The sequence below is a fragment of the Pseudomonas sp. TE12508 genome, assembly GCF_056279485.1.
Genome location: NZ_JBWCCN010000015.1, coordinates 133,542 through 157,059, shown reverse-complemented (window position 1 = coordinate 157,059; position 23,518 = coordinate 133,542). Strand labels below are relative to the sequence as shown.

At 59.3% G+C, this 23,518-nt stretch carries 29 protein-coding genes; 14 read left to right on the top strand and 15 right to left on the bottom strand.

The genetic code is table 11. From position 1 onward, the window contains the following. The first annotated feature begins 140 nt into the window (after positions 1–140). Positions 141–1,142, top strand: coding sequence for a LacI family DNA-binding transcriptional regulator (locus ACZ9IM_RS21030; RefSeq protein WP_427622834.1), 1,002 nt, complete (start codon positions 141–143; stop codon positions 1,140–1,142). A 10-nt stretch (positions 1,143–1,152) separates the two neighbouring features. After that, positions 1,153–1,650, top strand: coding sequence for a heme-degrading domain-containing protein (locus ACZ9IM_RS21025; RefSeq protein WP_476224876.1), 498 nt, complete (start codon positions 1,153–1,155; stop codon positions 1,648–1,650). A 225-nt stretch (positions 1,651–1,875) separates the two neighbouring features. Here ACZ9IM_RS21025 and ACZ9IM_RS21020 read toward each other — a convergent pair whose 3' ends face one another. The 5 genes from ACZ9IM_RS21020 to ACZ9IM_RS21000 form a co-directional block, all read right to left on the bottom strand. Continuing rightward, positions 1,876–2,529, bottom strand: coding sequence for a peroxiredoxin (locus tag ACZ9IM_RS21020; RefSeq protein WP_007904854.1), 654 nt, complete (start codon positions 2,527–2,529; stop codon positions 1,876–1,878). A gap of 159 nt (positions 2,530–2,688) precedes the next feature. Beyond that, positions 2,689–4,101, bottom strand: a complete 1,413-nt coding sequence (locus tag ACZ9IM_RS21015) for a purine-cytosine permease family protein (protein ID WP_476224875.1) — start codon at positions 4,099–4,101, stop codon at positions 2,689–2,691. A 196-nt stretch (positions 4,102–4,297) separates the two neighbouring features. Then, positions 4,298–5,038 (bottom strand): TorF family putative porin, encoded by a 741-nt coding sequence (locus ACZ9IM_RS21010; RefSeq protein WP_476224874.1) that lies wholly within the window; start codon positions 5,036–5,038, stop codon positions 4,298–4,300. A 111-nt stretch (positions 5,039–5,149) separates the two neighbouring features. Further along, a complete protein-coding gene (locus ACZ9IM_RS21005; protein WP_476224873.1) occupies positions 5,150–6,892 on the bottom strand; it encodes an amidohydrolase in 1,743 nt (580 codons plus the stop codon). A gap of 18 nt (positions 6,893–6,910) precedes the next feature. Next, a complete protein-coding gene (locus ACZ9IM_RS21000; protein ID WP_476224872.1) occupies positions 6,911–8,779 on the bottom strand; it encodes an amidohydrolase in 1,869 nt (622 codons plus the stop codon). 576 nt (positions 8,780–9,355) lie between these two features. On the opposite strand from ACZ9IM_RS21000, the gene ACZ9IM_RS20995 reads away from it, so the two are divergent. Next, entirely contained in the window at positions 9,356–9,712 is a 357-nt protein-coding gene (locus tag ACZ9IM_RS20995; RefSeq protein ID WP_008068376.1) for a DUF6124 family protein, read from the top strand. A gap of 112 nt (positions 9,713–9,824) precedes the next feature. Here the strand turns inward: ACZ9IM_RS20995 and ACZ9IM_RS20990 are convergent, their stop codons facing one another. Further along, entirely contained in the window at positions 9,825–10,847 is a 1,023-nt protein-coding gene (locus ACZ9IM_RS20990; RefSeq protein ID WP_476224900.1) for a helix-turn-helix transcriptional regulator, read from the bottom strand. A 157-nt stretch (positions 10,848–11,004) separates the two neighbouring features. On the opposite strand from ACZ9IM_RS20990, the gene ACZ9IM_RS20985 reads away from it, so the two are divergent. Continuing rightward, positions 11,005–11,295 (top strand): DUF3630 family protein, encoded by a 291-nt coding sequence (locus ACZ9IM_RS20985; RefSeq protein ID WP_063343122.1) that lies wholly within the window; start codon positions 11,005–11,007, stop codon positions 11,293–11,295. A 96-nt stretch (positions 11,296–11,391) separates the two neighbouring features. On the opposite strand, the gene ACZ9IM_RS20980 is transcribed toward ACZ9IM_RS20985, so the two are convergent. Next, on the bottom strand, positions 11,392–11,925 hold the full coding sequence (locus tag ACZ9IM_RS20980; RefSeq protein WP_476224871.1) for a cysteine hydrolase family protein: 534 nt from the start codon (positions 11,923–11,925) through the stop codon (positions 11,392–11,394). 228 nt (positions 11,926–12,153) lie between these two features. Next, positions 12,154–13,881 (bottom strand): gamma-glutamyltransferase, encoded by a 1,728-nt coding sequence (ggt, locus tag ACZ9IM_RS20975; RefSeq protein ID WP_008068370.1) that lies wholly within the window; start codon positions 13,879–13,881, stop codon positions 12,154–12,156. A 151-nt stretch (positions 13,882–14,032) separates the two neighbouring features. Here ggt and ACZ9IM_RS20970 point away from each other — a divergent pair, with 151 nt between their 5' ends. Next, positions 14,033–14,554 (top strand): methylated-DNA--[protein]-cysteine S-methyltransferase, encoded by a 522-nt coding sequence (locus ACZ9IM_RS20970; RefSeq protein ID WP_033036799.1) that lies wholly within the window; start codon positions 14,033–14,035, stop codon positions 14,552–14,554. A gap of 151 nt (positions 14,555–14,705) precedes the next feature. On the opposite strand, the gene ACZ9IM_RS20965 is transcribed toward ACZ9IM_RS20970, so the two are convergent. The 6 genes from ACZ9IM_RS20965 to ACZ9IM_RS20940 form a co-directional block, all read right to left on the bottom strand. Continuing rightward, complete coding sequence (locus ACZ9IM_RS20965) at positions 14,706–15,524, bottom strand: helix-turn-helix transcriptional regulator (protein ID WP_476224870.1); 819 nt, start codon at positions 15,522–15,524, stop codon at positions 14,706–14,708. Between the two features lie 5 nt (positions 15,525–15,529). Next, the gene (locus tag ACZ9IM_RS20960; RefSeq protein WP_427622842.1) at positions 15,530–16,069 is read right to left on the bottom strand and encodes a kinase inhibitor; all 540 of its coding nucleotides are present in this window, start codon (positions 16,067–16,069) and stop codon (positions 15,530–15,532) included. A gap of 125 nt (positions 16,070–16,194) precedes the next feature. Then, positions 16,195–16,788 carry an NUDIX domain-containing protein gene (locus ACZ9IM_RS20955; RefSeq protein WP_427622843.1) on the bottom strand — a complete coding sequence of 198 codons (594 nt, stop codon included), beginning with the start codon at positions 16,786–16,788 and terminating at the stop codon, positions 16,195–16,197. 240 nt (positions 16,789–17,028) lie between these two features. Further along, positions 17,029–17,271 carry a hypothetical protein gene (locus tag ACZ9IM_RS20950; protein WP_019580101.1) on the bottom strand — a complete coding sequence of 81 codons (243 nt, stop codon included), beginning with the start codon at positions 17,269–17,271 and terminating at the stop codon, positions 17,029–17,031. Between the two features lie 12 nt (positions 17,272–17,283). Continuing rightward, on the bottom strand, positions 17,284–17,784 hold the full coding sequence (locus ACZ9IM_RS20945) for a hypothetical protein (RefSeq protein WP_427622844.1): 501 nt from the start codon (positions 17,782–17,784) through the stop codon (positions 17,284–17,286). Positions 17,785–17,942: 158 nt separating this feature from the next. After that, positions 17,943–18,380, bottom strand: coding sequence for a hemerythrin domain-containing protein (locus ACZ9IM_RS20940; RefSeq protein WP_476224869.1), 438 nt, complete (start codon positions 18,378–18,380; stop codon positions 17,943–17,945). A gap of 147 nt (positions 18,381–18,527) precedes the next feature. On the opposite strand from ACZ9IM_RS20940, the gene ACZ9IM_RS20935 reads away from it, so the two are divergent. Then, a complete protein-coding gene (locus tag ACZ9IM_RS20935; protein ID WP_427622845.1) occupies positions 18,528–18,956 on the top strand; it encodes a GNAT family N-acetyltransferase in 429 nt (142 codons plus the stop codon). A 65-nt stretch (positions 18,957–19,021) separates the two neighbouring features. On the opposite strand, the gene ACZ9IM_RS20930 is transcribed toward ACZ9IM_RS20935, so the two are convergent. Next, positions 19,022–19,372 (bottom strand): hypothetical protein, encoded by a 351-nt coding sequence (locus tag ACZ9IM_RS20930; protein ID WP_007904889.1) that lies wholly within the window; start codon positions 19,370–19,372, stop codon positions 19,022–19,024. Positions 19,373–19,534: 162 nt separating this feature from the next. Between ACZ9IM_RS20930 and ACZ9IM_RS20925 the strand changes: the two genes are divergently transcribed. The 8 genes from ACZ9IM_RS20925 to ACZ9IM_RS20890 all read left to right on the top strand — a co-directional run bounded on the left by ACZ9IM_RS20925 (position 19,535) and on the right by ACZ9IM_RS20890 (position 23,456). Then, positions 19,535–19,789 carry a hypothetical protein gene (locus tag ACZ9IM_RS20925; protein WP_008008546.1) on the top strand — a complete coding sequence of 85 codons (255 nt, stop codon included), beginning with the start codon at positions 19,535–19,537 and terminating at the stop codon, positions 19,787–19,789. 2 nt (positions 19,790–19,791) lie between these two features. Then, positions 19,792–20,121, top strand: a complete 330-nt coding sequence (locus ACZ9IM_RS20920) for a DUF6388 family protein (protein ID WP_476224868.1) — start codon at positions 19,792–19,794, stop codon at positions 20,119–20,121. Between the two features lie 27 nt (positions 20,122–20,148). Next, positions 20,149–20,853, top strand: coding sequence for a YoaK family protein (locus ACZ9IM_RS20915; RefSeq protein WP_476224867.1), 705 nt, complete (start codon positions 20,149–20,151; stop codon positions 20,851–20,853). A gap of 223 nt (positions 20,854–21,076) precedes the next feature. Then, positions 21,077–21,469, top strand: coding sequence for a sulfurtransferase complex subunit TusD (gene tusD / locus ACZ9IM_RS20910; RefSeq protein ID WP_427622848.1), 393 nt, complete (start codon positions 21,077–21,079; stop codon positions 21,467–21,469). Between the two features lies 1 nt (position 21,470). After that, complete coding sequence (tusC, locus tag ACZ9IM_RS20905) at positions 21,471–21,833, top strand: sulfurtransferase complex subunit TusC (RefSeq protein WP_427622849.1); 363 nt, start codon at positions 21,471–21,473, stop codon at positions 21,831–21,833. Further along, positions 21,833–22,126: a sulfurtransferase complex subunit TusB gene (gene tusB / locus ACZ9IM_RS20900; RefSeq protein ID WP_427622850.1), complete on the top strand. Its 294-nt coding sequence runs from the start codon at positions 21,833–21,835 to the stop codon at positions 22,124–22,126. The genes tusC and tusB overlap by 1 nt, the downstream gene beginning before the upstream one ends. Continuing rightward, positions 22,123–22,458 carry a TusE/DsrC/DsvC family sulfur relay protein gene (locus tag ACZ9IM_RS20895; protein WP_007904907.1) on the top strand — a complete coding sequence of 112 codons (336 nt, stop codon included), beginning with the start codon at positions 22,123–22,125 and terminating at the stop codon, positions 22,456–22,458. Before tusB ends, ACZ9IM_RS20895 begins: the two co-directional genes overlap by 4 nt. Next, complete coding sequence (locus tag ACZ9IM_RS20890; protein ID WP_476224866.1) at positions 22,455–23,456, top strand: glycosyl transferase family protein; 1,002 nt, start codon at positions 22,455–22,457, stop codon at positions 23,454–23,456. Before ACZ9IM_RS20895 ends, ACZ9IM_RS20890 begins: the two co-directional genes overlap by 4 nt. Positions 23,457–23,518 lie beyond the last annotated feature (62 nt).

Sequence of the window (23,518 nt, the reverse complement as noted above, 5' to 3'; positions counted from 1 at the left end):
TACATCATGCCGGAAATTTAGGCTCAGTTACTTCAGGTGTCAAACCCGGGATTAAAAATGAAGCTCATTTCAGCGCACAGCCGGACTGCGGTAAGCTCGCCGGCCACGCTTACATCTGCCGGTTCGATAACGAGGTCGTCTTGTCCAATATCCGTGAAGTAGCCCGGCTGGCCGGCGTCTCGGTGGCCACCGTGTCCAGAACGCTGAAGTCGCCCGAGCGCGTACTCCCCGAAACCCGGGACAAGGTCAATGCAGCCGTGGAACAGGCCGGCTACCGGCCGAACCTCATGGCCGTGCAGTTTCGTTCGCGCAGAACCGGCAATCTGGTGATTCTGGTCCCGGCCATCGCCAACACGTTTTTCGCACGGGTGATCAGCGGTGCCCAACAGGCGGCACAGGCGGCCGGATACCGACTGCTGCTGTGCGACACCCAGGGCCGCGAGGAAATCGAGCGAGAATTTGCCGCGCTGGCGTACGCCCACCAGGCCGACGGCGTGATTCAGTTGCGCGCCTACGACCCTTTTGAATCGCCCTTCCCCAACGGCGAATCACCGCCCTTGGTCAATGCCTGCGAGGTGATTCAAGGCGGGCGGCATCCGACCATCAGCCTCGACAACCGGGCGGCGGCCAAAGCCATGACGGAGCATCTGATCGATCTGGGCCATCGCCGGATCGGCCTGATCAAAGGCCCGAAAAGCAGCCCGCTCACACGCGACCGTGTGGCCGGTTATCAAGATGCATTGCACCAGGCCGGAATCGCCCCGGACGCGCAATTGATCTGCCACGGGGACTTCACGTTGAAGGCCGGTTTTGATGGCGCGGGAATGCTGCTGGAACTGCCCGACCGTCCGACCGCATTCTTTTGCGAAAACGATGAAATGGCGATCGGTGCATTGAAGCGCATCAAACAACAGGGTTTGCGGGTACCCGAAGATATTTCTCTGGTCGGTTTCGATGACATTCCGTTCGCAGCCTACTGTGATCCAGCGTTGACGACCATCGCGCAACCCGCCGAAATCTTTGGCCAAAAGGCCGTTGAAATGCTGATCGCCCTCATTGAAAAAAAGCCCATCCCGGACCGCCATGTGGTGCTGCCGTTCACATTAACCGTGCGTAACAGCACGACCGCCCGAAAGGGATGAGGGAGAAATCATGGACATCAAAACCGACCTGCAACGCATCGCACTCCAGGAAGAAACCCTGAAGTTTGAGCGCTTCGACAAAGCGACGGCCTGGGACTTGGGCACCCGTTTGAAAACCGCCTGCGAGGAGCAAGGCGTGTCCGCCACGGTTGAGGTCAGGCTGGCGCGGGACACCGTGTTCTTCTACTCGATGCCCGGAACCTCCGCCAGCAATGCCGACTGGGCACGACGCAAGCGAAATGTCGTGGAACTGATGGAACTCAGCTCATACCGCGTAGGCCGGTCCTTTGCGCTTCAGGGCGACTCACTCGAAGGTTTGATGGGGTTGCCCCTGCGTGATTACGCCGATCATGGCGGCAGCTTCCCGATATCGGTCAAAGGCGTGGGGTGCATTGGCGCCGTCACCGTTTCAGGGCTGCCCCAGCGTGAGGATCATGCCCTGGTGGTTCAGGTGTTGGCACAGATGTGCGGGGCCGACCCGAGCGAACTCGCGCTTGAGGGCGAGTAGTGCGCAGTCGCCACTGAGTCTTGCCCACAAATGAATTAGCAACGTACACAAATTTTGCGAACAACACCGGTCACTGTGGGAGCGGGCTTGCCCGCGAAGGCGGCGGCATAGTCAACATAGATGTCGCCTGACACACCGCTTTCGCGAGCAAGTCGGATCGCCGCACCGCCGCTCCCACATGGATTTCGCTTAATTGACTGGCATTGGGGTCTCCCGACGGATCGGTTACTTCGGTTGCGCCACCGTGCGCAAATAAGGTTTCAGCGTTTTGAAGCCATCCGGATATTTCTTCCTGGCGTCCTCATCGGAGACCGAAGTGGGAATGATCACGTCCTCGCCCGGACGCCAGTTCACCGGGGTGGCGACGGTGTGCTTGGCGTTCAATTGCAGAGAATCGAGCAGACGCAGCACTTCATCGAAGTTGCGCCCGGCACTCATCGGGTAGATCAGCATCGCCTTGACCTTTTTGTCCGGGCCGATGATGAACACTGAACGCACCGTAGCGTTGTCCACGGCAGTCCGTGCGCCGCCACTGGCATTCGGATGAATCATGTCGTAGAGCTTCGCCACCACCAGATTCTCGTCCCCGATCATCGGATAGTTGACCGCGTGCCCCTGGGTCTCTTCGATGTCTTTGGCCCAGGTCTGATGGTTACTGACAGGGTCGACGCTGAGCCCGACGATCTTGGTGTTGCGTTTATCGAACTCCGGCTTGAGCCCTGCCATGTAGCCAAGCTCAGTGGTGCACACCGGGGTGAAGTCCTTGGGGTGCGAAAACAGGATCGCCCACTTGTCGCCGATCCACTCGTGGAAATGCAGCGGGCCTTCGGTGCTTTCGACGGTAAAGTCCGGTGCTTCGTCGCCAATACGGATTGCCATATTCGTTCTCCTTACTGTTGAGTCGTAGGGAAGCCGCTGGCTGCTCCAACGGCATTCAGGATCTGCGTTGAACCTGTCAACGCGGATCAGTATAGGAGACGCTTGAACACAAGGGAGTTATCGCCGCGCCCACTCTGCAGCCCCTGAACGACGGGGCCTTCAAGCCTTCGAGTTGCCTTCGACCGACACCGCAAGCCCGGATGTCCTGGCCAGCCCGTAGTAGAGAATGCCCGGCACCACCAGCCCGACGATCCAGGAAATATCGACGCCGCCGAGCTGCGCGACCATCGGTCCGGAATAGAAGTGCGTGTCGACAAATGGCAGCTGAACCAGCACACCGAAGACATACACGCTGATCCCCAACACATTCCAGCGGCCATAACGCCCCGCCGGGTCGGACAACGCGGGAATGTCATAACGCTCTTTGTTGATGAAGTAATAATCCACCAGGTTGATCGCGCTCCACGGGGTGAAGAAGGTCAACAAAAACAGGATGAAGTATTTGAACGTGGTGAGAAACGAGTGCTGCCCCAGCAATGCAAGCGCGGTGGACGCACCGACAATCGCCAGCACAAACAGCATGCGTTTACCGGCGGATATCTCCAAGCCACGACGAAAGCCACTGATGATGGTGGCCACGCACATGAAGCTGCCATAAGCGTTGAGGGTCGACACCGTGACCTTGCCGAATACCACGCTCAAATACAGCAAGGAAGCGATCACGCCGGTACTGCCCAAACCAACGATGGTGGCGACTTCATGCCCACGAAAACCCGTGCCCGCCAATGCCGCAGCGAACACCCCGAGTACCATTGACGCCTGAGCGCCCAGCACCGTTCCCAGGCCTACGGCGGCGAAGGTTTTCCAGGACGAGGTCTTGCTCGGCAGGTAGCGTGAGTAGTCGGCCACATAAGGGCCAAACGCGATCTGCCAGGAGGCGGAAAGGGATACCGCCAGCAGGAAAGTGCTCCAGCCGAAATGGCGATTTTCCAGCAACAGGCCGATGTCGTTGAGCGTCATCAACCGGGTAAACAGGTAGACGAAGGCAATGATGCCCAGCACGCTGGCGACCCGTCCGACCAAGTGGATGACCCGATAACCGAAGATCGTCAGAAACGCGATGCAGGAGGCGAAAATCAGGATGCCGGCGCTGTCGCTGACATCGATCAATTGGGCAATGGCCTGCCCCGACAGTACCGCGCCGGTGGCGCTGAAACCGAGGTACATCAGGCACACCAGCACAATCGGGATCGCCGCCCCATAGACGCCGAACTGCACGCGACTGGAGATCATCTGCGGCAGCCCAAGCTTCGGTCCTTGTGCCGCGTGCAGGGCAACCACCGCACCGCCGAGCAACTGGCCGATCAGCAAACCAATCAGTGACCAGAACACATCGCCACCCAGCACCACGGCCAGAGCGCCGGTGACGATCGCGGTGATCTGCAGGTTGGCGCCGAGCCACAGGGTGAACTGGCTGTAGAGGCTGCCATGACGCTCGGCCTCGGGAATGTAATCGATCGAACGTGTCTCGATCAGGGGACTTCGCTGCTGACTATCACTGACCTTGGTCATTACGGTGTTCTCTTCTGAGGGGCAGACGGACAAAGGTGTTCTGTGGCGAGCGAGCTTGCTCGCGCCGGGCTGCGAAGCGGCCCCAAAAGCGACGGCTGCTGCGCAACCGAACGGGGGCAAGCCCCCTCGCCACAAGCAAGCTCCCTCGCCACAATTGATCGCTTGACTGTTAACTGACTGACGGAGCTTTTAACGCTTAGAAGGCCTTGCTGGCACTGGCGACCACGGTGGCAGTGCATAGATCGCCATAGCCGTACCAGCTCGCGCATTCGCTTTTCGACAGGTCGGTATCGATGTAGCTGAAGCCCCAGGTCACGCCCACGAAATCACGGGTCAGTTTGGCTTCCCACTCGGTGTAGGCATCACGGCTTTCGCCGTTGGCGGACCAGAAAGCCGGGTCTTTGACATCGTTGCGACCCACGCGCAGGTCCAGGCCGATCTCGGCCGGCAATTCGATTTTGTAGCTGAGGTAGGTGTAGAGGGTGTCCTGGTCCTCGCCAAAGAAGTTCGGCGTATCGTTTGAGTAGTTGGCGCCGAGCTTCACGCCATAAACGTCAAGGATGGCGTAGACCTCACTCATGTTGAATTGGCCTTCCTTTGGATAGTCGTACTTGATGTACCCCAGATCCAGACTGATTGCCTCGGTCGCCTGCCAGTAGTAGCCCGCGTAGTACTCGAGTTCCTGCCGGGTTTTGTATGGGCCGCCGAAATCGATATTCGAGGTCCAGGCGCCAACGTACAAGCCGCTGCTGTGCACCAGCGTGGCGCCGGCCTGAACCGCCGGATCCCCCAGGGTTTGCGAAATGCCACGGGTGCGGTAGTCACTGACAACGCCCAGGGTCATGTCCAGGCTGAAGTCATCGTTAAGCGTCAGTGCCTGGCTGGTCAGGGGAGCCAATACAAGGCTGGCAAGGGTCAATGCTGAGCGTACGTTCATACAAGTCTCTTATTTTTATGGATCAGCGGGTGATTTCGGGCACGGCGTTGCCCTGCCCCTCGCAATGCGAGGAGCAGGAGCATTTTTTTCGGTGCTACCGGCAGGTAGTCGTCAGGACGCGGGCGCGTAAACCTGCTTGCCAGCGAAGAAAGTCTTCAGGACCTTGGTGTCGAACAGTTCGTCGTCGCTGACCTTGAACACATCACGGTCGAGGATGATCAGATCGGCTTGTTTACCGGGCGCCAGCGAACCAATCTGTTGCTCCAGCCGCAGGGCTTTGGCGGCATTGAGGGTGTAGGCGTAGAACATGGTCTGGCGATCAATGCTTTCTTTGGCATTCAACACACCCAGCGGCCCTTTGCGAGTGCTGGCCTGGGCGATGGCATTCCACGGGTTGGGGCTGGACACCGGCCAGTCACTGCCACCGGCGATGACCGCACCGGCGTTATGCAGGGACCCGGCGGGATACTGATAACCGTAAGCGAACGCGCTGATATACGGTTTGACCAACTCCACCGTGTAAGACTCGCCGGTGGCCCACAGCAGCTGCATGGAAGCGATCACGCCAAGCTGCTTGAAGCGCGGAAACTCCTTTGGATTGACCAGTTGCAGGTGCGTGATGCTGTGGGCCATCGGTGTCGGGTTGAGTTTGCGCGCGTATTCAAAGCCATTGAGTGACTCACGTACGGCACGGTCGCCGACCGCATGCATGTGCACAATCCAGTCACGCTTCTCCGCCGCGACGACCAATTCACCAAAGTGTGCCGGGTCGATCAGCAACTGACCGTTTTTGTGACTGTTCGTGAACGGAACGATCACCGCTGCCGTCTGCCCCGGAAACTCCAGGACGCCGTCAGCGAAGACCTTGATGCCAGGGAAGCTCAGGTTGGGCACGCCCTCGAATTTCTTCATCACCTTGGCCAGCACTTCCAGATCGGCCGGCCGGCTTTTTGGGTTGGCCAGCAGCAGCGCCGCGACGTGGGCATTGAGCTCGCCCTTCTCCGCCAGTTCGCGGTAAAGCGGGAGAACACCGTAACTCTGCTCGGTGGCCTGGAAATCGAACAGCGAATCACCACTTCCGGCATTCGCTGCCGCGTCCATCCAGGCGGTAACGCCATATTGATTATTGACCTTCACCGCCTCGCGGGCAGCCTTGAGCATGACCTCGTTGCCGGGCGCGGGGATCTGACTGCGTACCTTGTCCCAGCGCGACTCGGCGAACAAACCATTGGGGGTGAAGTCCGCTGCGTGCCCCACGAAGCTGCGGTCCTGTTCCGACAGACCTTTTACCAATGTCGCGTCGATCTTCAGACGCTTGAGCATCGCGTTGTTGGCCCAGCCGGTATGCCCGTCAATCCCGCTGAGGACCACCGGTTGGTCCGCCCAGCGTCCCTGATTGAAGCGCTGACCGAGCTCGCGGCTTTTCTCCCAATAGGCCGAACTCACCCCGGCAATGCTGATCACGTCACCGGCCCGTGCCCGCCCCGCTTCATCCTGCTCGATCACCCATTGCTCAAGTTCCGGCAACGGCTTTACTTCATCCAGCAGGTTGGCCCCCTGGCTGTTGAAGGCCGCAACGACCGGGTGACTATGGGTATCAATCATTCCAGGCATCAGCACTTTGCCCGCCAGATCGATTCGTTGCGTCTGGGCATCGGCCAAGGCGTTGATCTCGGCATTGCTGCCCACTTTAAGAATCTTGCCGTCTTGCACCGCCACGGCCTGAACCAGTCCTTGACCGGGTTCGGCGGTAAAGACCTTGCCGTTGAACAGCACAAGATCAGCGGCGGCCATGGCCTGCACCGAGGAAAGGGCCAGGGCTGCGGCCAACAGGTTGGGAATGAATAGTTGCATCGGAACACTCTCTTGTTTTTATTGGGCGGTTCGGGATGTGGACGCTTGTGACAATGCCTTCGGATCAAGTCCAACGAACGGCGCCTTGGCCCACACGACCTTGCCGCCGACCACCGTCAGCAGCACCTCGTTTCGGCCCAGCTCGTCCTCCGGCACCTGCATGAAGTTCTTGTCCAGCACGATCAAGTCGGCGAACTTGCCCACCTCGACCGAACCGACGACAGCCTCCAGTTTCAGCTGCTCGGCGGCGTTCATGGTGATGGTGCGCAACACGTCGGTGCGCGTCAGTGCCGGGTCGGCATTCAACCTGCCGGCATACTTGGGGCCATAGCTATGCGGGTTCAGCGGATCGCCTGAACGGGTGACACCGATCTTCAGCGCCAGGAATTCATCGAGCGGGTCGACGGGCCAGTCGCTGCCGTAAGCAACCCGGCCACCCGCGCGGCTGATGCTGCCCGATGGTTCCATGCGGGCAAAACGCGTCGGGCCGAGATGATCGCTGGTGCCGTCGACCGTGGACGGCGCCTGCTGGGCCCACTGGAACGACATGTTGGCGGTCACATCGAGCGCCTTGAAGCGTGCATAGTCGGCGGGGTCCACCGACTCGGCGTGAGTAATGGCCGGACGAAAGCCGTTGCCCGGCAGTTGCTGGCGCACGTATTCGATACCGTTCAACGAGTCACGCACCGCTCGGTCCCCGGTGGCGTGAAGGTGCGGGTCGAGGCCGGCCTGCACCGCTTGCAACAGCAGCGGATTGAGCACTTGCGGCGGAAAATACAGCTCACCGATGTTCTTGCCAGGCGTCCACTTGGGCGCGGCATCGGTGCCGGCATTGCGCAAGTACGGGGTCAACATTGCCCCGGTATCCGCTGGAGCGTTGATGATGCCGTCCATGAACAATTTGACGTGACGCATGCTCACACCCGGCGCGACTTTGGCTTCGCCCTGGTCGTAGGTGTTGGCCAATGCCTTGGCCTCGGCAATGGTTTTCGCCGGGTCTGCAGCGGCCGCGGCAGGGTCGAGTTTGATCGCCAACAAGGCCCGAGCGGTCAGCTCGCCCGACTGTTGCAGGGTGGTAAACGCTTTGCCATTTTCAGGCCCCGACAAGGCATCGAAGAAACTGGTGATGCCTTGCTGGCGCATGGCATCGAGCGCCGCGCGGGTCTGGTTGAGTTTTTCTGCGTCGCTGGCTGGCGGCACCACGGCGGCCATGGCATCGGCGGCACCGTCTTCGCAGATACCGGTCGGGTTGCCGGCGCTGTCGCGCACGTACTTGCCATCCCCCGGATTGACCGTGTGCTTGTTGATACCCGCGACCGCCAGGCCGCGAGAGTTGGTCAGCACGGTATGGAAGTCGGTGGAACGGACCTGAATCGGGCGATTGGTCTTGAGTGCATCCAGCGTCGACTTGTCGGGATCGCCGTCGAGCCCGGTCATGCCCATGCGGTCCCAGCTGCCCACCTCAAGCCAGACATCGGGGCCCTTGCCCTTGTCGGCATCCAGACACGCCTGAATGGTTTCCTGGAAAACCTTGCGGGTCATCGTCTGGTATTTCAGGTCGCACAACGTCATGGCGCGACCGCCGTCCCCCGGATGCATGTGCGCATCGACGAAGCCGGGCATCAACATGCGTCCAGCCAGATCGATCAGCTGTGTCTGCGTGCCGATGTACGAAGCAACGCCTTCATCGCTGCCGACATAGACGATCTTCCCGCCCGTGACGGCGATCGCCTGTTGCACGGAGTTCTTGCCATCGACGGTGTAGACATAGCCGTTGCGCATCACCATGTCAGCCGGTGTCGAACCCTGTGTCTGACACCCCACCAGCGCCATGCAGGAAAATGCCGTTGTCGACGCAACGGCGATAAACAGCCTGGAAAATTTCAACTGCCTCACCTCTATTTTTATAGTTTTGGAAGTGGCCCGAACAGACGGCCGCAAGCCTCTGATATGCAGGGCATACCCTATAGGGCGCAGGCGTCGGATGGACCTCTACAAATGAGGAGGGGTGAGGCAATTAGATGGCAGGCATCCGATTTGGTGTAGCGGCGGAACCTGTGGGAGCGGGCTTGCTCGCGAAGACGGCGGCACAGTCAACATTGATCGAAGAGGCTTGTTTAAAAGACCTGAAAGTTACTTCCTGAAAGCTACAAAACCTTGCGCCGTTGCCTACGGCTGCACCAGAATCCGCCGGCTTGTGCGGCTATGGGGCGGGCTATATCGTTTCCCTGTCACTGAAAAACAGTGATCGGGTTTGGTAGCCCGCCTTGTAACAGCCGTATGGCAACACCTTATGCCGTCTCTTTTTTGGGACTCTGCTTTTATGGTGGTCATGCGTGGGGCTCCTTTGTGGGCGCCGGGTTTCCTGTTGCAGCCGGTCTACCAACCCGCGTATGGCCGCCACCCTTCGTTTGGTAGCGAGGGTGATGGCTCCTTAAAATCTGCAACAAGGAGTTTTCATCTATGTTCAAAGTCACACCCAATCCGCCGGACACCGATCCGATCTCCCCGTACGAACCCGATTCAAAAAAGCTCAATGAGGCCGCAGAACGCGCCCTCGACTTCCACTTCCCGTCGAATGCCGACATCAAAGCCACCGCGCGTACACCCAGCACTATGTTTTCCGTGGACCCACAGGCCACAGCCGAAACACTCGCGGTTTTTTTGGTCGAGACGCTGGCCTCGGTCGATGTGATGGTCCATCAGTTGGTGGATCATCTGGAGGGTGAATCGCGCTATGCCCTGCTGGGCATTTCGAACAGCATCATGGTGGCGGAGATCACGGCGAACCGGGTGCTGGATAAAATCAATACACCTTAGAAATGTGAGCTCCACTCCCCTATAGGCGCGAGCGGTGCGGCGATCCGACTTGCCCGCGAAGAACGATTACGCGATGCGCCAGACCTGACGCCTTCGCGGGCAAGCCTCGCGCCTACAAGGGGCGCGTCGCATCCGCGAGCGAGGTCGCGGAACGCAGGACTGAACCCAGTTCCACCTTGCTCTTCACGCCCAGTTGCAGGTAGCAGTTGCGCAGATAGGTGCGCACTGTCGCAGGGCTCAATTCAAGGATTTTGGCAATCTCCTTGTAGGAATGGCCGGCGGCGAACAGCATCGCTGCCGTTCGCTCCCGTGGCGCAAGCATCGCCCCGCGTGACTGGGCTTCGAGCGACAGGATAACGTGCTCGGCGTTAGGGCTCAGTGTCAGGGCGCAGCGGCCCAGGCGCATGACGCAGGGCGCCTTTTGCAGTTGCGCGATCACCTGCGCGGGAAGCATTGAACCGTTCCAGCCGGGTAACTCACGCTCAATGGCTGCACACAGCGTTGCCCCCACGTACAGCAAGCTGCCGTCCATGCGCGCGACACCAAAGTCCGAAGCCCCGTTGCCCGTGTCGAATCGGATCATGTCCTGCACCTGGAATCGCCACAGCTGCAACAGGTGGTCGCAGAAGGCGGAAAACAGATCGGCCTCGTTGTCGTTGAAAGCCGAGGCGTCAATGCCTCGGTAGAGACAGACGAAGAACATCAAGCCGCTTTCGGGTAACTCGAAGGTGATGCACATCAGGTAGTAGAGGTCGTGGCGCCGAGCGAAGGCGTTCACTTCTTCATTGGGGTCGGTGAAGCCGCTGTCGCGCACGACCTCACCGGGTCGGCTCATGGTGTCTTGGGAGAATTTGTCGTTGCGCGCACACGTGTGCCACTCGGCGGCAAACGACTCGGGCAGATTGATTCGCCCGTGCATCCAGTTTCTGGGCGAAACATCGACGCCTGACCCGGACATCTCGCCCCACCAGGCCGAAGCGAAAGGCACCAGTTGGCTGAATGCCTGCAGGCCGTCGGTGATGAACCGGGATGCACCGCGATCTCGGGCAAGACGCCCCAGGTGCAATACGCAAAGATTGAATGCCTGCAATGTTGTCATCGACGCCTTGGCACCGACCTCATCACCCTCCTCCATCGTTCTGATCCTGTTCGCTACATGGCGTATTATTTTTTTGACCATGCCATAGGCGCAGTGATTGCGTCCAGTTCTGGGTAGGTTGTCGAACACCAAAGTCGCTCATCACAAACTCCGCAGGAAGCGTAAAGTCACGATCGTCATCAAGGAGCAAAACATGACTCATCCGTTGTCCCCACCACTGCGGGAAATTTATCTCTCGGAGACATCCGACCGGGAACTGTTTAATCGCATTGCCAGTGAACTGGAGCAAGGGCTGGGCGGGACCTGGACGGCACAGATCAATGGGTTGGATCAGCGTTATTGGGACCTGGTAGTCGAGGGGCAAACGATTACGCTGCATCTGGAACATTATCTGGGAATCATGCTGCTTGTGGAGGACGCGGATCCGAATTGGGTCGCGTCGGAGCGTTTTCAGGCAGTGGTGCGGCGGTTGCAGACGGATTGAACGAAAACGGGCGCCATGATCGGCGCCCGTTTTACTTAAAGAAAAAATCACATCTGAGAATAACCTGACCGAGCAAACTCGCTCGTCTAGCGGTGTTCAGACTTTGATTTCACTGGCCGGCATCACATCGATTCGCGCCACGGAGCCGGTCAGGTGCGCCAGATCCTTGTTGTGCTCGGCGATGATGTCTTCGGCGCTCATCGTGCCGTTGTCGATGGTGGAATGGGCGTCGGCCACCAGCACGACGTCGTAGCCCAACTGATGCGCCTGGCGAACGGTGGCGTTGACGCAGTAGTCGGTTTGCAGGCCGCAGATGATCAGGCGGTCGGCGTCCAGCTCTTGCAGCTGTTCATGCAAGTGGGTCTGGTAAAACGAATCCGGGGTGGTTTTGCGCAGCCGCAGGTCTTGGGGTGAAGTCTTCAGACCCTCGGCCAGTTGCCAGCCTTCGCTGCCGTATTGCAGCAGGTCGCCCTCTTCTTCGTGCTGGATCAGGATGACCGGCATGTCGGCGGCCCGGGCTTTGGTGCTGAGGTCGTTGATGGTGTCGATGACTCGATTGATGTCGAAGCATTCGTATTCGCCGGTGCACAGCGCGCGTTGGACATCGATGATCAGGAGTGCGGTGCTCATGGCTTCCTTCCTTAGATAGGTCGGTAGAACGATGGAATTCAACTCCCTTTTTAACCTGTAGCAACTGTCGAGTTTGCGAGGCTACGTTCGAGCCCCGTAGGAGCTGCCGAAGGCTGCGATCTTTTGATCTTGCTTTCGCTGACATCAAAGGCAAAAGATCGCAGCCTTCGGCAGCTCCTACGGGGATCGGGGCCACCCGGGAGTTCAGGTGGCCGGTGATCGCCTGTTTCAGTAACCGAGTGACAACCCGGTATTACGCCGTGGATCGTTCGCGCCATAGAAGCGGTTCTTGCCCACTGGCTTGCCTTCCAGCGAAGGCGCACCTACCAGAATAGCTGCGATATGGTTGGGGTCCTGCGGCCCGGCAAATTTGTGCCCCCAGCTTTCGAGCATCTTCTTGGTGTCCGGGCTGGTGGCGAAGTTCTCCAGGTTGGTTTCTTCCGGCAGCCATTGCTGGTGGAAGCGCGGCGCATCCACCGCTTCCTGGATGTTCATGCCGTAGTCGATCACGTTGAGGATGGTCAGCAGGGTTGCAGTGATGATGCGGCTGCCACCGGGAGTGCCGACGACCATGACGACTTTGCCGTCCTTGGTGACGATGGTCGGGCTCATGGACGACAGCGGCGCCTTGCCGGGGGCGATGGCGTTGGCTTCGCCCTGCACCAGACCGTACATGTTCGGCACGCCGATTTTCGAGGTGAAGTCGTCCATTTCATCGTTGAGGATGACCCCGGTTTTGCTCGCCATGACGCCGGCGCCGAACCAGTCGTTGAGGGTGTAGGTCACCGACACCGCATTGCCCCATTTGTCGACGATCGAGTAATGGGTGGTATTGCTGCCTTCGTGGGGCGCTACGCCGGGTTTGATCTCGCGGGACACGCCGGCCTTTTGCGGATCGATGACTTCACGGATTTTGGTCGCGTAGTTTTTATCCAGCAAATGGGCGATCGGATTTTTCACGAAGTCCGGGTCGCCGAGGTAGCTGTTGCGGTCCACATACGCGTGACGCATCGCTTCGATCTGGTAGTGCATCGCCTGAGCCGAGCGGAAGCCCAGGTCTTTCATCGGGTAGCCGTCGAGAATGTTCATGATCTCGCAGATCACCACGCCACCGGAGCTTGGCGGTGGCGCCGAGACCACGTGATAGCCACGGTAATCGCACTCGATCGGCGCCAGTTCGCGGGTCTGGTATTTGTCGAGGTCAGCCTGGGTGATGATGCCCTTGTTGGCTTGGCTGGAGGTGACAATGGCGTCGGCCACCCAGCCTTTATAGAAACCGTCGGCGCCCTTCTCGGAAATTTCCCGCAGGGTTTTGCTCAAGTCTTTTTGTACGAGTTTCTGGCCCACTTGCATCGGCTCGCCATTGCTCAGGAAAATCGAGCCCGAGTCGCGCATGTCTTTCTTGAAGACGTCGGTGGCGTACTCCAGCAAATCGACATCGCCCTGCTCCAGCACAAAACCGTCTTCGGCAAGCTTGATGGCCGGGGCGATCACTTCCTTGCGGGGTTTGGTACCGTATTTCTTCAGGGCCAGTTCCATGCCCGAGACGGTGCCCGGCACGCCAACGGCAAGATGGCCGCGTGTGCTCAGGTCCGGGATGACGTTGCCCGCTTTGTCGAGGTACATGTCGGGGGTCGCGGCCAGCGGGGCTTTTTCACGGAAGTCGAGGAACGTCTTGCGCCCGTCCGCCAATTGAATCGTCATGAAACCACCACCGCCCAGGTTGCCCGCCGCGGGGTACACCACCGCCAGCGCATAACCCACCGCAACGGCGGCATCGACGGCGTTGCCGCCATTCTTGAGCACATCGACGCCGACGTGGCTGGCCAGATGCTGGGCGGTGACGACCATGCCGTTTTCGGCTGCGACCGGGGCGACGGAGGCCGCGTGGGCCGTCAGGCAACTCAGCGCCAATGCGGTTGCCACGAGCGATTTGGTAAAAGGTTCGAACTTCATGAGTCGGTCTCTTTTTGTTTTCAGGTTCTGTTCAAAAACAGCAGGAACGGTTCAAGAGCAGTAGGCAAGTATGGCTGGGATTGCGTATTGCGCCTCCCCGACGAGGCAGTATGCTGGGCCCCTGTTCAGCACTTTTGCGGAGTCCGCCGGCATGTCCTACACCTTCACCACCCTGGCGTCTCCGGTCGGCGAATTGAAACTGGTGGCGAAAGGCGCGCGACTGGCGGCCATCCTCTGGGAAAACGACAAACCGGGCCGGGTAAGGCTGGGACCGATGACTGAAGCAGCGGACAACCCGATCCTGGTGCGCACCGCACAGCAGTTGCAGGAATACTTCGCCGGCACGCGTAACCGTTTCGAACTGGAACTGGATTTTGCCGGGACGGAATTTCAGCAGAAGGTGTGGCAGGCGCTGCTGACCATTCCGTTTGGCGAAACGCGTAGCTACAGCGAGATTGCCCGGCAGATCGGCAATCCCAGTGCGGTTCGCGCGGTGGGGGCGGCTAATGGCAAGAATCCGATTTCGATTATCGCGCCCTGTCATCGGGTGATTGGTGCGTCGGGAAAACTGACGGGGTTTGCCGGTGGGCTCGAGGCGAAAGAGCGGTTGCTGACGCTGGAGGGCTGCGAATGGTCAGGGACCGGCAAGATGGATGATTTGTTTTTGAGCTAATGAGCCCTTGTGGCGAGGGAGCTTGCTCCCGCTCCAGTGCGTAGCGCTGGCAAAATCTTCGACAAGGGGCGTTTCACGCCCAGCGCGAGCAAGCTCGCTCGCCACAAAACGCACAGTTTCAAAAAGACAGGGAACATCTCACAGGAATTACCTAAATCGTCGCCCGCAATTCCCGTGGCGACAAGCCATAGTGTGAGCGAAAGCGCACTGCAAAACGTGAGGCCGAGGCGTAACCGCTGGCACCGGCAATTTCACCGATGGGGCGAGACGTGGTTTGCAACCATTGCAGCGCCGTCGCCAGCCGAACGTTTTCCAGGATATTCCTGAAACTGTCCCCCTCATTGGCCAGTTGGCGACGCAACGTCGACTCCCCCAGGTTCAGGTGTTGTGCAACGTGCGCAACAGTCCAGTCTCTTTCCGGGCTGCCCATTACCAGCTGCTGCACCCGTTCGCACAGTGGATCGTTGCGATCCATCAGCAGCGGTCCAGCCTGGCCGCCAAGGCACAGGCTCAGAAGCACCGCTTCCCCATAGTGGGTGCGTAATGCATCCGGAGCATCCGCATTGATGGAGGCCAATAACTGATCCCATGCCTGTGTGGTATGCCTGTCCAGAGGGACACACAGGTCTGTCTTCTGGGCATGGCGATGGCTGATGAGCTGCTGGCCATATCGGCTGCTGAAGTTACGCAATGTCGAACCGGGAAAGGTCACCACATCGGCAATGTAGTGACCGTGAAGGCCCGGGAAGTTCGAGATGCCAAGCTCGCGCCCGGCCGGCATCAGAATCAGATGTTGCGGCCCTGCACGCATCTGCCGGTCATCCCATTGCAGCAGTTTTTCCCCCTGCCGCACTCGACACAAGGCGGTAGCGAATATCGGCACCCGTTGCAATGTATGGGGTTGTCGCGCCCGTATGACACACGCATCGATAATATTTTCCCGGTGCTGTATGCCGAAACAAGGGCGCATCGTTCTTAACGTCCGTAAGTTGAAGTAATGGTCGCTTTGGCCAAGGCGTTGGCATTGAGCATATAGCCCACCAAGGCGCCGCTGGCCTGGTTGTCGAGTGGTAGCTTATCGACTTTCAGCGCCCATACGGTGAATTGATAGCGATGCGGCTTATCCCCTACTGGAGGGCAAGCCCCGCCAAATCCCGGTTGGCCATAATCGGTTCGCCCTTGTACTGCTCCGGCAGGCAGGTTCGAGCCGACCCCTCTTGGCAAACTGCTGGTTGAAGCGGGTAAGTTGACCACCGTCCAATGCCACCAGCCGCTGCCGGTCGGCGCATCAGGATCGTAGACCGTGATCGCATAACTTTTGGTACCCGCCGGGGCGTTGCGCCAGGAAAGCTCGGGCGAAGTATTACCCCCTTCGCAACCGAAACCCTGGAACACCTCGCGACTGGTCAGCGGGCGGTTTTCAGCAATATCCTGGCTTGTCAGCGAGAACTCGGCAGCGTGTCCCGTGAGCACGACGCCCATGGACAATGCGGATAGGATTATTCTGATGTTCATCGTGACCTCATCTGAGTGTTGGCGTGAGGCACGAGTTTAGAGAGAGCAAAGGCTGGTTACTGTGCCGAAATGCTCGACCATTGTGCCTGAACGCTCTCTCAATTCAGAGGCCAATCCAATCCTGCTCAAACCGCTCCGAAGACATTCTTCATCGCCGCATACTGCAGCAGCATGATGGTCTTGGCATCGCAGATCTCCCCGCGATAGAACGCCGCCAACGCCTCGTCGAACGTCCATTCCAGCACTTCCAGTTCTTCGGTTTCTTCCTCCAGCCCGCCGCCATCACTGACCTTCGAAGACGCGTCGTACTCAGCGATGAAGAAATGCAGCTTTTCAGTCACCGAACCGGGGCTCATGTAGGCTTCGAAAACCTTCTGCACATGGTGGACGCGATAGCCGGTTTCCTCCTCGGCCTCAGCACGAATGCGCTCTTCAGGCGCAACGCCTTCCAGCAGCCCCGCCGCCACTTCGATCAGCAAACCATCGTGGCCGTTGACGAACACCGGCAGCCTGAACTGGCGGGTCAGTACGACGGTTTTCTTCTCGCGGTTGAACAGCAGAATCGCCGCGCCATTGCCCCGGTCGTAGACTTCGCGAGTCTGACGCTGCCAGTCGCCGTTGTTGCGCAAGTAATCGAAAGTGATTTTCTTCAGCAGATACCAGTCGTGGGACAGCACTTGGGACTCGATGATGTTGACCCGCTCGGCTGTGTTCGACATGACAATCCATCCTTATGTTCGTCAGAAAGCGTCCATGTTAGGCGAAAACAGAAAAGCCCGGCGACTGCCGTAATGGCGCTCCCAAGAGAATCTTGAGTCAGAGAAACCTGTGGCGAGGGAGCTTGCTCCCGCTGGGCTGCGTAGCGGCCCCAAAAATCTGACAACCATTGCGATTTTTGTGAGCGCTACGCACTCAAGCGGGAGCAAGGTATCCGTCCGGTCAACACACCTTCCTGACCTTCAGCCAATCTGCTCGAACCGCCGCCTGGTCACGAACAGCCCCGCGCCCACCGGCACGGCAAGGACCGACATCAATCCCAAGTCAAAGCCCAGCAACTGGGTCTGGCTCACTGCAACGCAGCCGATTGCGCCTGCCACCACCAGCGTCACCCCTAGCCACTTGCGCAGCGGGTACGGCTTAAGAAACCGATCAAGTAGAAAGGCCAGCGCCACAACGATGACCGTCTGGGTAATTTCGGACATGTGCAGCCCCACTCAGGTCTTGATGATCAGGGATTCGGAAGAGCGCTGTGGGCCAATCCCACCATTGACCTGCGCCTGGATGCTGACGATTACGTCGCCAGCATGGTAGGTGGGCAGAGCGTCATTGACGTACGAGCGCACACCCGCCGTTACAACAGTACCTGCGGCGACACTGCCTGCAGGTCCGGCTAAACCGCCCACAGTACCGGCAGCGCCACCGAAGGCGGAGGCGGCCAGGTTGGCGATCTTGGTGCGTTGGGCATTGAGGACATCGCCCTGTTGCCGGGTCAGCGGCTTGGAGATGCCGATCATCATCACGCACGGCAGGCTCTTGGCCTGCATCTTGTCGTACACCTCGACGACCTTGCTGTTGACCTCATAGTGGGCGCTTTTCGCCTCGCCAAAATGCAGCTCGCGCAGGCGTCCGCGCTCGCTGTCGGTGAGGGTGATCTGCGAGACGTTGAAGACGATCCCGTGAGTGCCCATGTATTGGAAAGTCCCTTCGAACTTCATCGCGCGCATCCTTTCGAGGCAAAGATGGCGATTCTCTATAAGGAGCGCATTGGATTCAAATCATTTCACCTTGCCGGCAAGGTGTGTTGGCTCCCTCGCCACAAGTTCTTACTGACTCAAGACTCTCTTGAGTGAACCGCATTGCGGCGCTTTCATCCTCAGGAAAGTTGCGCCTTGTATTCTTTCTGATACTGCCCGGCGAGGGTTTCTTTCTGTTGCTCGTCGAGTAACTTACCGGCCATCTGGAAGAACTTCTGCTCCTCCTCTTTCAAGTGGTGATGGACCTTCTCCGAGAGCTTTTTCGCCGTTGCCAACCAGGACGGACTGGACATTTCGGTCGCATCCAGCGTTTCCATCATCTCGTCCATTTCGTGATGTTCGGAGATGGCGTGGCGGCTAAGATCCACACCATTGTCGAACTCCATCAGCGGCATGTAGAAATGGCGTTCTTCAGCGGTTTCGTGGGCCTGAAGCTCGGATTTGAGCCGCTTGTAAGCCTCGACCCGTTCCGGGGTGTCGCCCCGGGTTTGAATCAGTGCATCGGCATAGCGGCGCTGACGGTCGTGGCTTTCGCGCAAGGCTTCGAAAATGTTCACGGGCTGTCCTCAATGGCTGCGTTCAACAACGATGCTGTTCAGGCTAGACATTCCCGGGGCCCCGGGGGTTCCTTCGGTTGCGGGGGATAGAACAATCGCCACAACCGGGATAGGCTCCGTGTTCACTGCCATAAGGATGTGTTGCCTATGACCCTGCGAATCGAATTGTCGAAAAATGCCACCCCGGAAGAGCGCGAGGCGATCCTCACACCGCTGCGCGCCTACAACGCCTCAAAGGCCGGGGCCACGGTGTCGGAGCAGATTGCTTTGCTGGTACGCAATGACAGCGACGAGATTCTCGGCGGGCTCTATGGCCGAGTGTTTTACCAGTGGTTTTTCATTGAGTTGTTGTCGGTGCCGGAGCAGGCCCGGGGACAAGGGATGGGCTCGAAGCTGATGCAGATGGCCGAAGACCTGGCGCGGGAAAAGGAATGCGTGGGGATCTGGCTGGACACCTTCGACTTCCAGGCGCCGGAGTTTTACAAAAAACACGGATACAGCGAGTTGGGGCACATTGCCGATTACCCGCCGGGCCATAAGCGCTTCTTTTTCCAGAAGCGGTTGGTGGATTTGTAACCTTCGATTTTCGGGGGGGCCCCAAAAGATCGCAGCCTTCGAAGGCTGCGATCTTTTGATCTTGCTTACAAGCAGGTCGCCAACGCCGCCAATCGGCGCTTGGCGACAAAGTCGTCATGCTGCGCGTAGTAGCTCAACGCTGTACCGGAGGCGTCGGTGGTCACGTCCACGAAGGACTCGGCCGAACGGGTATACACCGTCGAGCCACCCTTCTTGCCCGGCTGCAAATACGCGCCCGCATCGACGCCGAACACCGCTTCGTCCTGCCATGCAAACTGCACGCACTGGGCGACGACTTTTTCCGGTTTGTCCGAGGTCAGGGTTTTGTACGGGGTTTTGGTGCGGGCGTCATTCATCGCCGATCCGGCGCAGCCCGCCAGCAAGGTTGCGGCCAGCGCCACCATCAGAATTCGCATTGCGTTCGCTCATCAAGAAAAAGCGGACTGTATCACCGCGGCGCGGCGTATCGTTCTGCTTTACTTCATTTATACCGCGACACCGCGCAACGATTCGCGCACCCTGTCGCGCCATTAACGCCGCATCGCCCATTTTTTCGGGCGCATTTTTCTGGAAAGGTCATGACACCCAACGCCGAATACTACAAACCAACCGCTGAATACGCCGACAAGCTGATCAGCCAGATCGGTCAGACGCCTTCCTGGATCGCCAAGCGAATTGGCGTCACCGACAAGCGGATTCGTTACATTCTCGATGGCGAAAGAACCGTCAAAGGCGAAACCACGCCGATCCAGATGACCTACCCCGAGCAGTTTGCTCTCGAGTGTCTGGCCGCGGCTGCCAAGGCGAGCAAAAAGCAGTCTTCCAAGGAGTGACCATGGCGGCAACCGAACAGCAACACGAGCAGGCGCTGAAAAAGTTTCTCGATGAGCGTCCTGAGCTGCGCGTCGAACTGGACAACCTGAATCCACTGTTGGCCCAGGCCAAGGGCGAGACAGTGGAGCAGTACCGCGACGAGCGCTTGCATGAAGCGTTCGAAGCCGAGGCTGAGCGCCTGGGTTTGTTTGCCTGGGAGCTGACGCTGCAACTGACTGCCCCCACGCCTGAGGATTACCAGGCCCAACGCCTGGAGGTGCACAAGGAAGTCGCGGAGATGGCCGGCATGGACTGGCTGGAGTATTACGAGTTATATGGGTTAACCAAATAATCTCGCGGCTCAAGGAAGTCCTCTTCAATGTTGCCTTCTCCGTCAGGCACCCGGGCCACGCCGGGCCATCTGCATACCCATAAATGGCGCGGACGCATCGGCCTGGCGCTAGTCGCCGGTTTGTCGGTGCTCGCCGGCATGACCGATGCCATCGGCTTCATGGCCAGCGGCGACTTCGTGTCCTTCATGAGCGGTAACACCACCCGTCTGGCCGTGGCGATCAGCGATGGCGACCTCGGGCTGACCCTGCGTCTGCTGATTCTCGTGGCCACGTTCGTCATCGGTAATGCCTTGGGCATTGTCGTCAGCCGGTTCGGTGGCCGACGGGCGCTGCCATTGATGCTGTGCATCGCCACGTTGCTCTGCGGCGCTGCGGCCTGGCCCTATGAGACGCAATTGCCGGCGCTGCTGGCGGCAATCATCGCCATGGGCATGCTCAATGCCGCCGTGGAAGAAGTGAACGGCCTGCCGGTCGGGCTGACTTACGTCACTGGCGCGTTGTCGCGATTTGGCCGTGGGCTGGGGCGGTGGATGCTTGGCGAGCGGCGCAACGGCTGGCGAGTGCAATTGATCCCGTGGGCCGGGATGTTTGCCGGCGCGGTGCTGGGTGCTTTGCTGGAACAGCATCTTGGGCTCAAGGCGCTGTTTGTCAGCGGGCTGCTGGCAGGAGCGCTGGGGGTGCTGTCATTGAAGATACCGCGGCGTTGGCAGTTGGGTTATATGCCGCGCTGATCGGGTTATCACATTCAGCATTGATGTTGCCTGACACTCCGCTATCGCGAGCAGGCTCGCTCCCACAGGGGTCTGTAGTGGATTTCAGTGTTCTGTACGACACAAATCCCTTGTGGGAGCGAGCCTGCTCGCGATAGCAGCGACTCGGTCTACGAATAAACGCCCTTCGCCGCCCCGCCGATAAAGCTTTATCATGGCCGCAGTTTTGCTGATCGAGCCCATCATGAAATTCGCCATTGCGCTGTTTTCCGCCGCCCATGCGCCCTCCTCGCGCCGTGCCCTGCTATTCGCCCAGGCCGCGCTGGCCGGCGGGCATGAGATTGTCCGGCTGTTTTTCTATCAGGATGGCGTCTACAACGCGTCCGGCAGCGTGGTCACGCCTCAGGACGAGCAGGATTTGCCCAAGCAATGGCGCAACTTTGTCACTGAGCATCAACTCGATGGCGTGGTCTGCATCGCCGCCGCCCTGCGCCGTGGGGTGTTGAACGAGGAAGAAGCCCAGCGCTATCAGCGTGAAGCGGTAGCGGTGGGTGCGCCGTGGGAATTGTCCGGCCTCGGCCAGTTGCATGACGCGGTGCAGGACGCTGACCGCTTGATCTGTTTCGGAGGCACGTGAGATGGCTAAATCCTTGCTGATTATCAGCCGTCAGGCGCCGTGGTCCGGGCCGAATGCGCGCGAAGCGCTGGACATCGTGCTGGCCGGTGGTGCCTTCGATCTGCCGATCGGCCTGCTGTTTCTCGATGACGGCGTGTTTCAGCTCGCCAATGAACAGAACGCCAAGGCCCTGCAACAGAAAGACCTGAGCGCCAACCTGCAAGCCTTGCCGATGTTTGGCGTCGAAGACCTGTTCGTCTGCGGTGAAAGCGCCGCGACCCGTGGCCTGGACCCTGAAAACCTGTCACTTGAAGAAGCCCGGGTGCTGACCGCCCAGGAAATCACCGCCCTTATTGACCGTTACGACCAGGTGATCACCCTCTGATGTCGACTTTGCATGTGTTGTCTCATTCCCCTTTTGGCGATGAACGTCTGAGCAGTTGCCTGCGCGTGATCGGCGCCAACGATGCGCTGCTGCTCAGTGGCGATGCGGCCTATGCCTTGCAGCCAGGCACTGCGCCGTTCGGCGCGCTGCACGCCCGCCAATTGAATCTGTTCGTACTGGCCGAAGATGCTCAAGCGCGGGCTCTGCAAGTCCCGGACTGGGCCAAGGCCATCGATTACCCGGCCTTCGTCGAACTGTCGATTCACTACGACAAGGTCAACAGCTGGCTATGAAATCCATGACGGTCGGCGCCCGTGCCATTGAACTGGACAAGGACGGTTTCCTGGTCGAACTGAGCGACTGGTCTGCCGAGGTGGCCGCCGCCCTCGCCGCTGCCGAAGACATCGAGTTGAGCCCGGAACACTGGGAAATTCTCGAACTGCTGCGCAGTTTCTACGACGAATTCCAGCTGTCCCCGGCGACCCGCCCGCTGATCAAGTACACCGCATTGAAACTCGGCCCCGACAAGGGCAACAGCCTGCACCTGAACCGACTGTTCAAAGGCACCCCTGCCAAACTCGCCGCGAAACTGGCGGGCCTGCCCAAACCGACGAATTGCTTATGACCGACTATCCAGCACTGACCCTCGAAACGCCCGAAGAGCACCCTTTCGCCCAGTTCGTGCGGATTCTTGGCAAGGGCAAACGCGGTGCCCGCAACCTGACTCGCGAAGAAGCCCGCGAGGCCATGGGCCTGTTACTCGACGACAAGGTCGAAGACACCCAGCTCGGCGCCTTCCTGATGCTGTTGCGGCACAAGGAAGAAAGCGCCGAGGAAATGGCCGGGTTCGCCGAAGCCGTGCGTGAACGCCTGAATCCGCCAGCGCTGGCGGTTGATCTGGACTGGCCGACGTATGCCGGCAAGAAGCGTCACTTGCCGTGGTACCTGCTGGCGGCCAAGTGCCTGGCGCAGAACGGCGTGCGCATCTTCATGCATGGCGGCGGCGCGCACACGGCCGGTCGGCTGTACAGCGAACAACTGCTCGAGACGCTGAACATTCCACTGTGCCGCAACTGGCAGCAGGTCGACGCTGCGCTCAATCAAGGCGGTCTGGCGTTCATGCCATTGGTGGACTGGGCCCCGCAGCTTCAGCGGATGATCGACCTGCGCAACACCTTGGGCCTGCGCTCGCCGATCCATTCCCTGGCGCGGATTCTTAATCCGTTGGGCGCCCGTTGCGGCCTGCAGAGCATTTTCCACCCCGGCTATCAGGCCGTACATCGCGAGGCCAGCGGTTTGCTCAGCGACACTGCCATCGTCATCAAGGGCGATGGCGGTGAAATCGAGATCAACCCGGATGCCGACAGTCACCTGTATGGCACCACTGGCGGCGAAAGCTGGGATGAAGAGTGGCCGCAGATGTCGACCCAGCGCCACGTCAAACCGGCCAGCCTCGATCCGGAGCATTTGAAAGCGGTGTGGCGTGGCGACGTGGTCGATAGCTACCCGCAAATGGCGTTGATTTCGACCATGGCCCTGGCGTTGCGCGGCCTCGGTCAGCCTCGCGAGCAAGCGTTCGAAACCGCCCAGCAGTACTGGGACGCCCGGGACAAATCGATTTAACCGATCATAACTGCCTAACCTTTGCGCTTTTTGTTCGAACCCATGCGCATAGACTCCTCTCC

Coding starts and splice junctions, on each gene's coding strand:
- tusC (WP_427622849.1), top strand. CDS start 21,471: ATGGCTAAATCCTTGCTGATTATCAGCCGTCAGGCGCCGTGGTCCGGG.
- ACZ9IM_RS20980 (WP_476224871.1), bottom strand. CDS start 11,925: ATGAGCACCGCACTCCTGATCATCGATGTCCAACGCGCGCTGTGCACC.
- ACZ9IM_RS20985 (WP_063343122.1), top strand. CDS start 11,005: ATGACTCATCCGTTGTCCCCACCACTGCGGGAAATTTATCTCTCGGAG.
- ggt (WP_008068370.1), bottom strand. CDS start 13,881: ATGAAGTTCGAACCTTTTACCAAATCGCTCGTGGCAACCGCATTGGCG.
- ACZ9IM_RS20935 (WP_427622845.1), top strand. CDS start 18,528: ATGACCCTGCGAATCGAATTGTCGAAAAATGCCACCCCGGAAGAGCGC.
- ACZ9IM_RS20890 (WP_476224866.1), top strand. CDS start 22,455: ATGACCGACTATCCAGCACTGACCCTCGAAACGCCCGAAGAGCACCCT.
- ACZ9IM_RS21010 (WP_476224874.1), bottom strand. CDS start 5,038: ATGAACGTACGCTCAGCATTGACCCTTGCCAGCCTTGTATTGGCTCCC.
- ACZ9IM_RS20930 (WP_007904889.1), bottom strand. CDS start 19,372: ATGCGAATTCTGATGGTGGCGCTGGCCGCAACCTTGCTGGCGGGCTGC.
- ACZ9IM_RS20915 (WP_476224867.1), top strand. CDS start 20,149: ATGTTGCCTTCTCCGTCAGGCACCCGGGCCACGCCGGGCCATCTGCAT.
- ACZ9IM_RS20945 (WP_427622844.1), bottom strand. CDS start 17,784: ATGAAGTTCGAAGGGACTTTCCAATACATGGGCACTCACGGGATCGTC.
- ACZ9IM_RS20970 (WP_033036799.1), top strand. CDS start 14,033: ATGTCCTACACCTTCACCACCCTGGCGTCTCCGGTCGGCGAATTGAAA.
- ACZ9IM_RS20960 (WP_427622842.1), bottom strand. CDS start 16,069: ATGAACATCAGAATAATCCTATCCGCATTGTCCATGGGCGTCGTGCTC.
- tusD (WP_427622848.1), top strand. CDS start 21,077: ATGAAATTCGCCATTGCGCTGTTTTCCGCCGCCCATGCGCCCTCCTCG.
- ACZ9IM_RS20955 (WP_427622843.1), bottom strand. CDS start 16,788: ATGTCGAACACAGCCGAGCGGGTCAACATCATCGAGTCCCAAGTGCTG.
- ACZ9IM_RS20995 (WP_008068376.1), top strand. CDS start 9,356: ATGTTCAAAGTCACACCCAATCCGCCGGACACCGATCCGATCTCCCCG.
- ACZ9IM_RS21025 (WP_476224876.1), top strand. CDS start 1,153: ATGGACATCAAAACCGACCTGCAACGCATCGCACTCCAGGAAGAAACC.
- ACZ9IM_RS20950 (WP_019580101.1), bottom strand. CDS start 17,271: ATGTCCGAAATTACCCAGACGGTCATCGTTGTGGCGCTGGCCTTTCTA.
- ACZ9IM_RS20990 (WP_476224900.1), bottom strand. CDS start 10,847: ATGGAGGAGGGTGATGAGGTCGGTGCCAAGGCGTCGATGACAACATTG.
- ACZ9IM_RS20965 (WP_476224870.1), bottom strand. CDS start 15,524: ATGCGCCCTTGTTTCGGCATACAGCACCGGGAAAATATTATCGATGCG.
- tusB (WP_427622850.1), top strand. CDS start 21,833: ATGTCGACTTTGCATGTGTTGTCTCATTCCCCTTTTGGCGATGAACGT.
- ACZ9IM_RS21015 (WP_476224875.1), bottom strand. CDS start 4,101: ATGACCAAGGTCAGTGATAGTCAGCAGCGAAGTCCCCTGATCGAGACA.
- ACZ9IM_RS20920 (WP_476224868.1), top strand. CDS start 19,792: ATGGCGGCAACCGAACAGCAACACGAGCAGGCGCTGAAAAAGTTTCTC.
- ACZ9IM_RS21005 (WP_476224873.1), bottom strand. CDS start 6,892: ATGCAACTATTCATTCCCAACCTGTTGGCCGCAGCCCTGGCCCTTTCC.
- ACZ9IM_RS20895 (WP_007904907.1), top strand. CDS start 22,123: ATGAAATCCATGACGGTCGGCGCCCGTGCCATTGAACTGGACAAGGAC.
- ACZ9IM_RS20925 (WP_008008546.1), top strand. CDS start 19,535: ATGACACCCAACGCCGAATACTACAAACCAACCGCTGAATACGCCGAC.
- ACZ9IM_RS21020 (WP_007904854.1), bottom strand. CDS start 2,529: ATGGCAATCCGTATTGGCGACGAAGCACCGGACTTTACCGTCGAAAGC.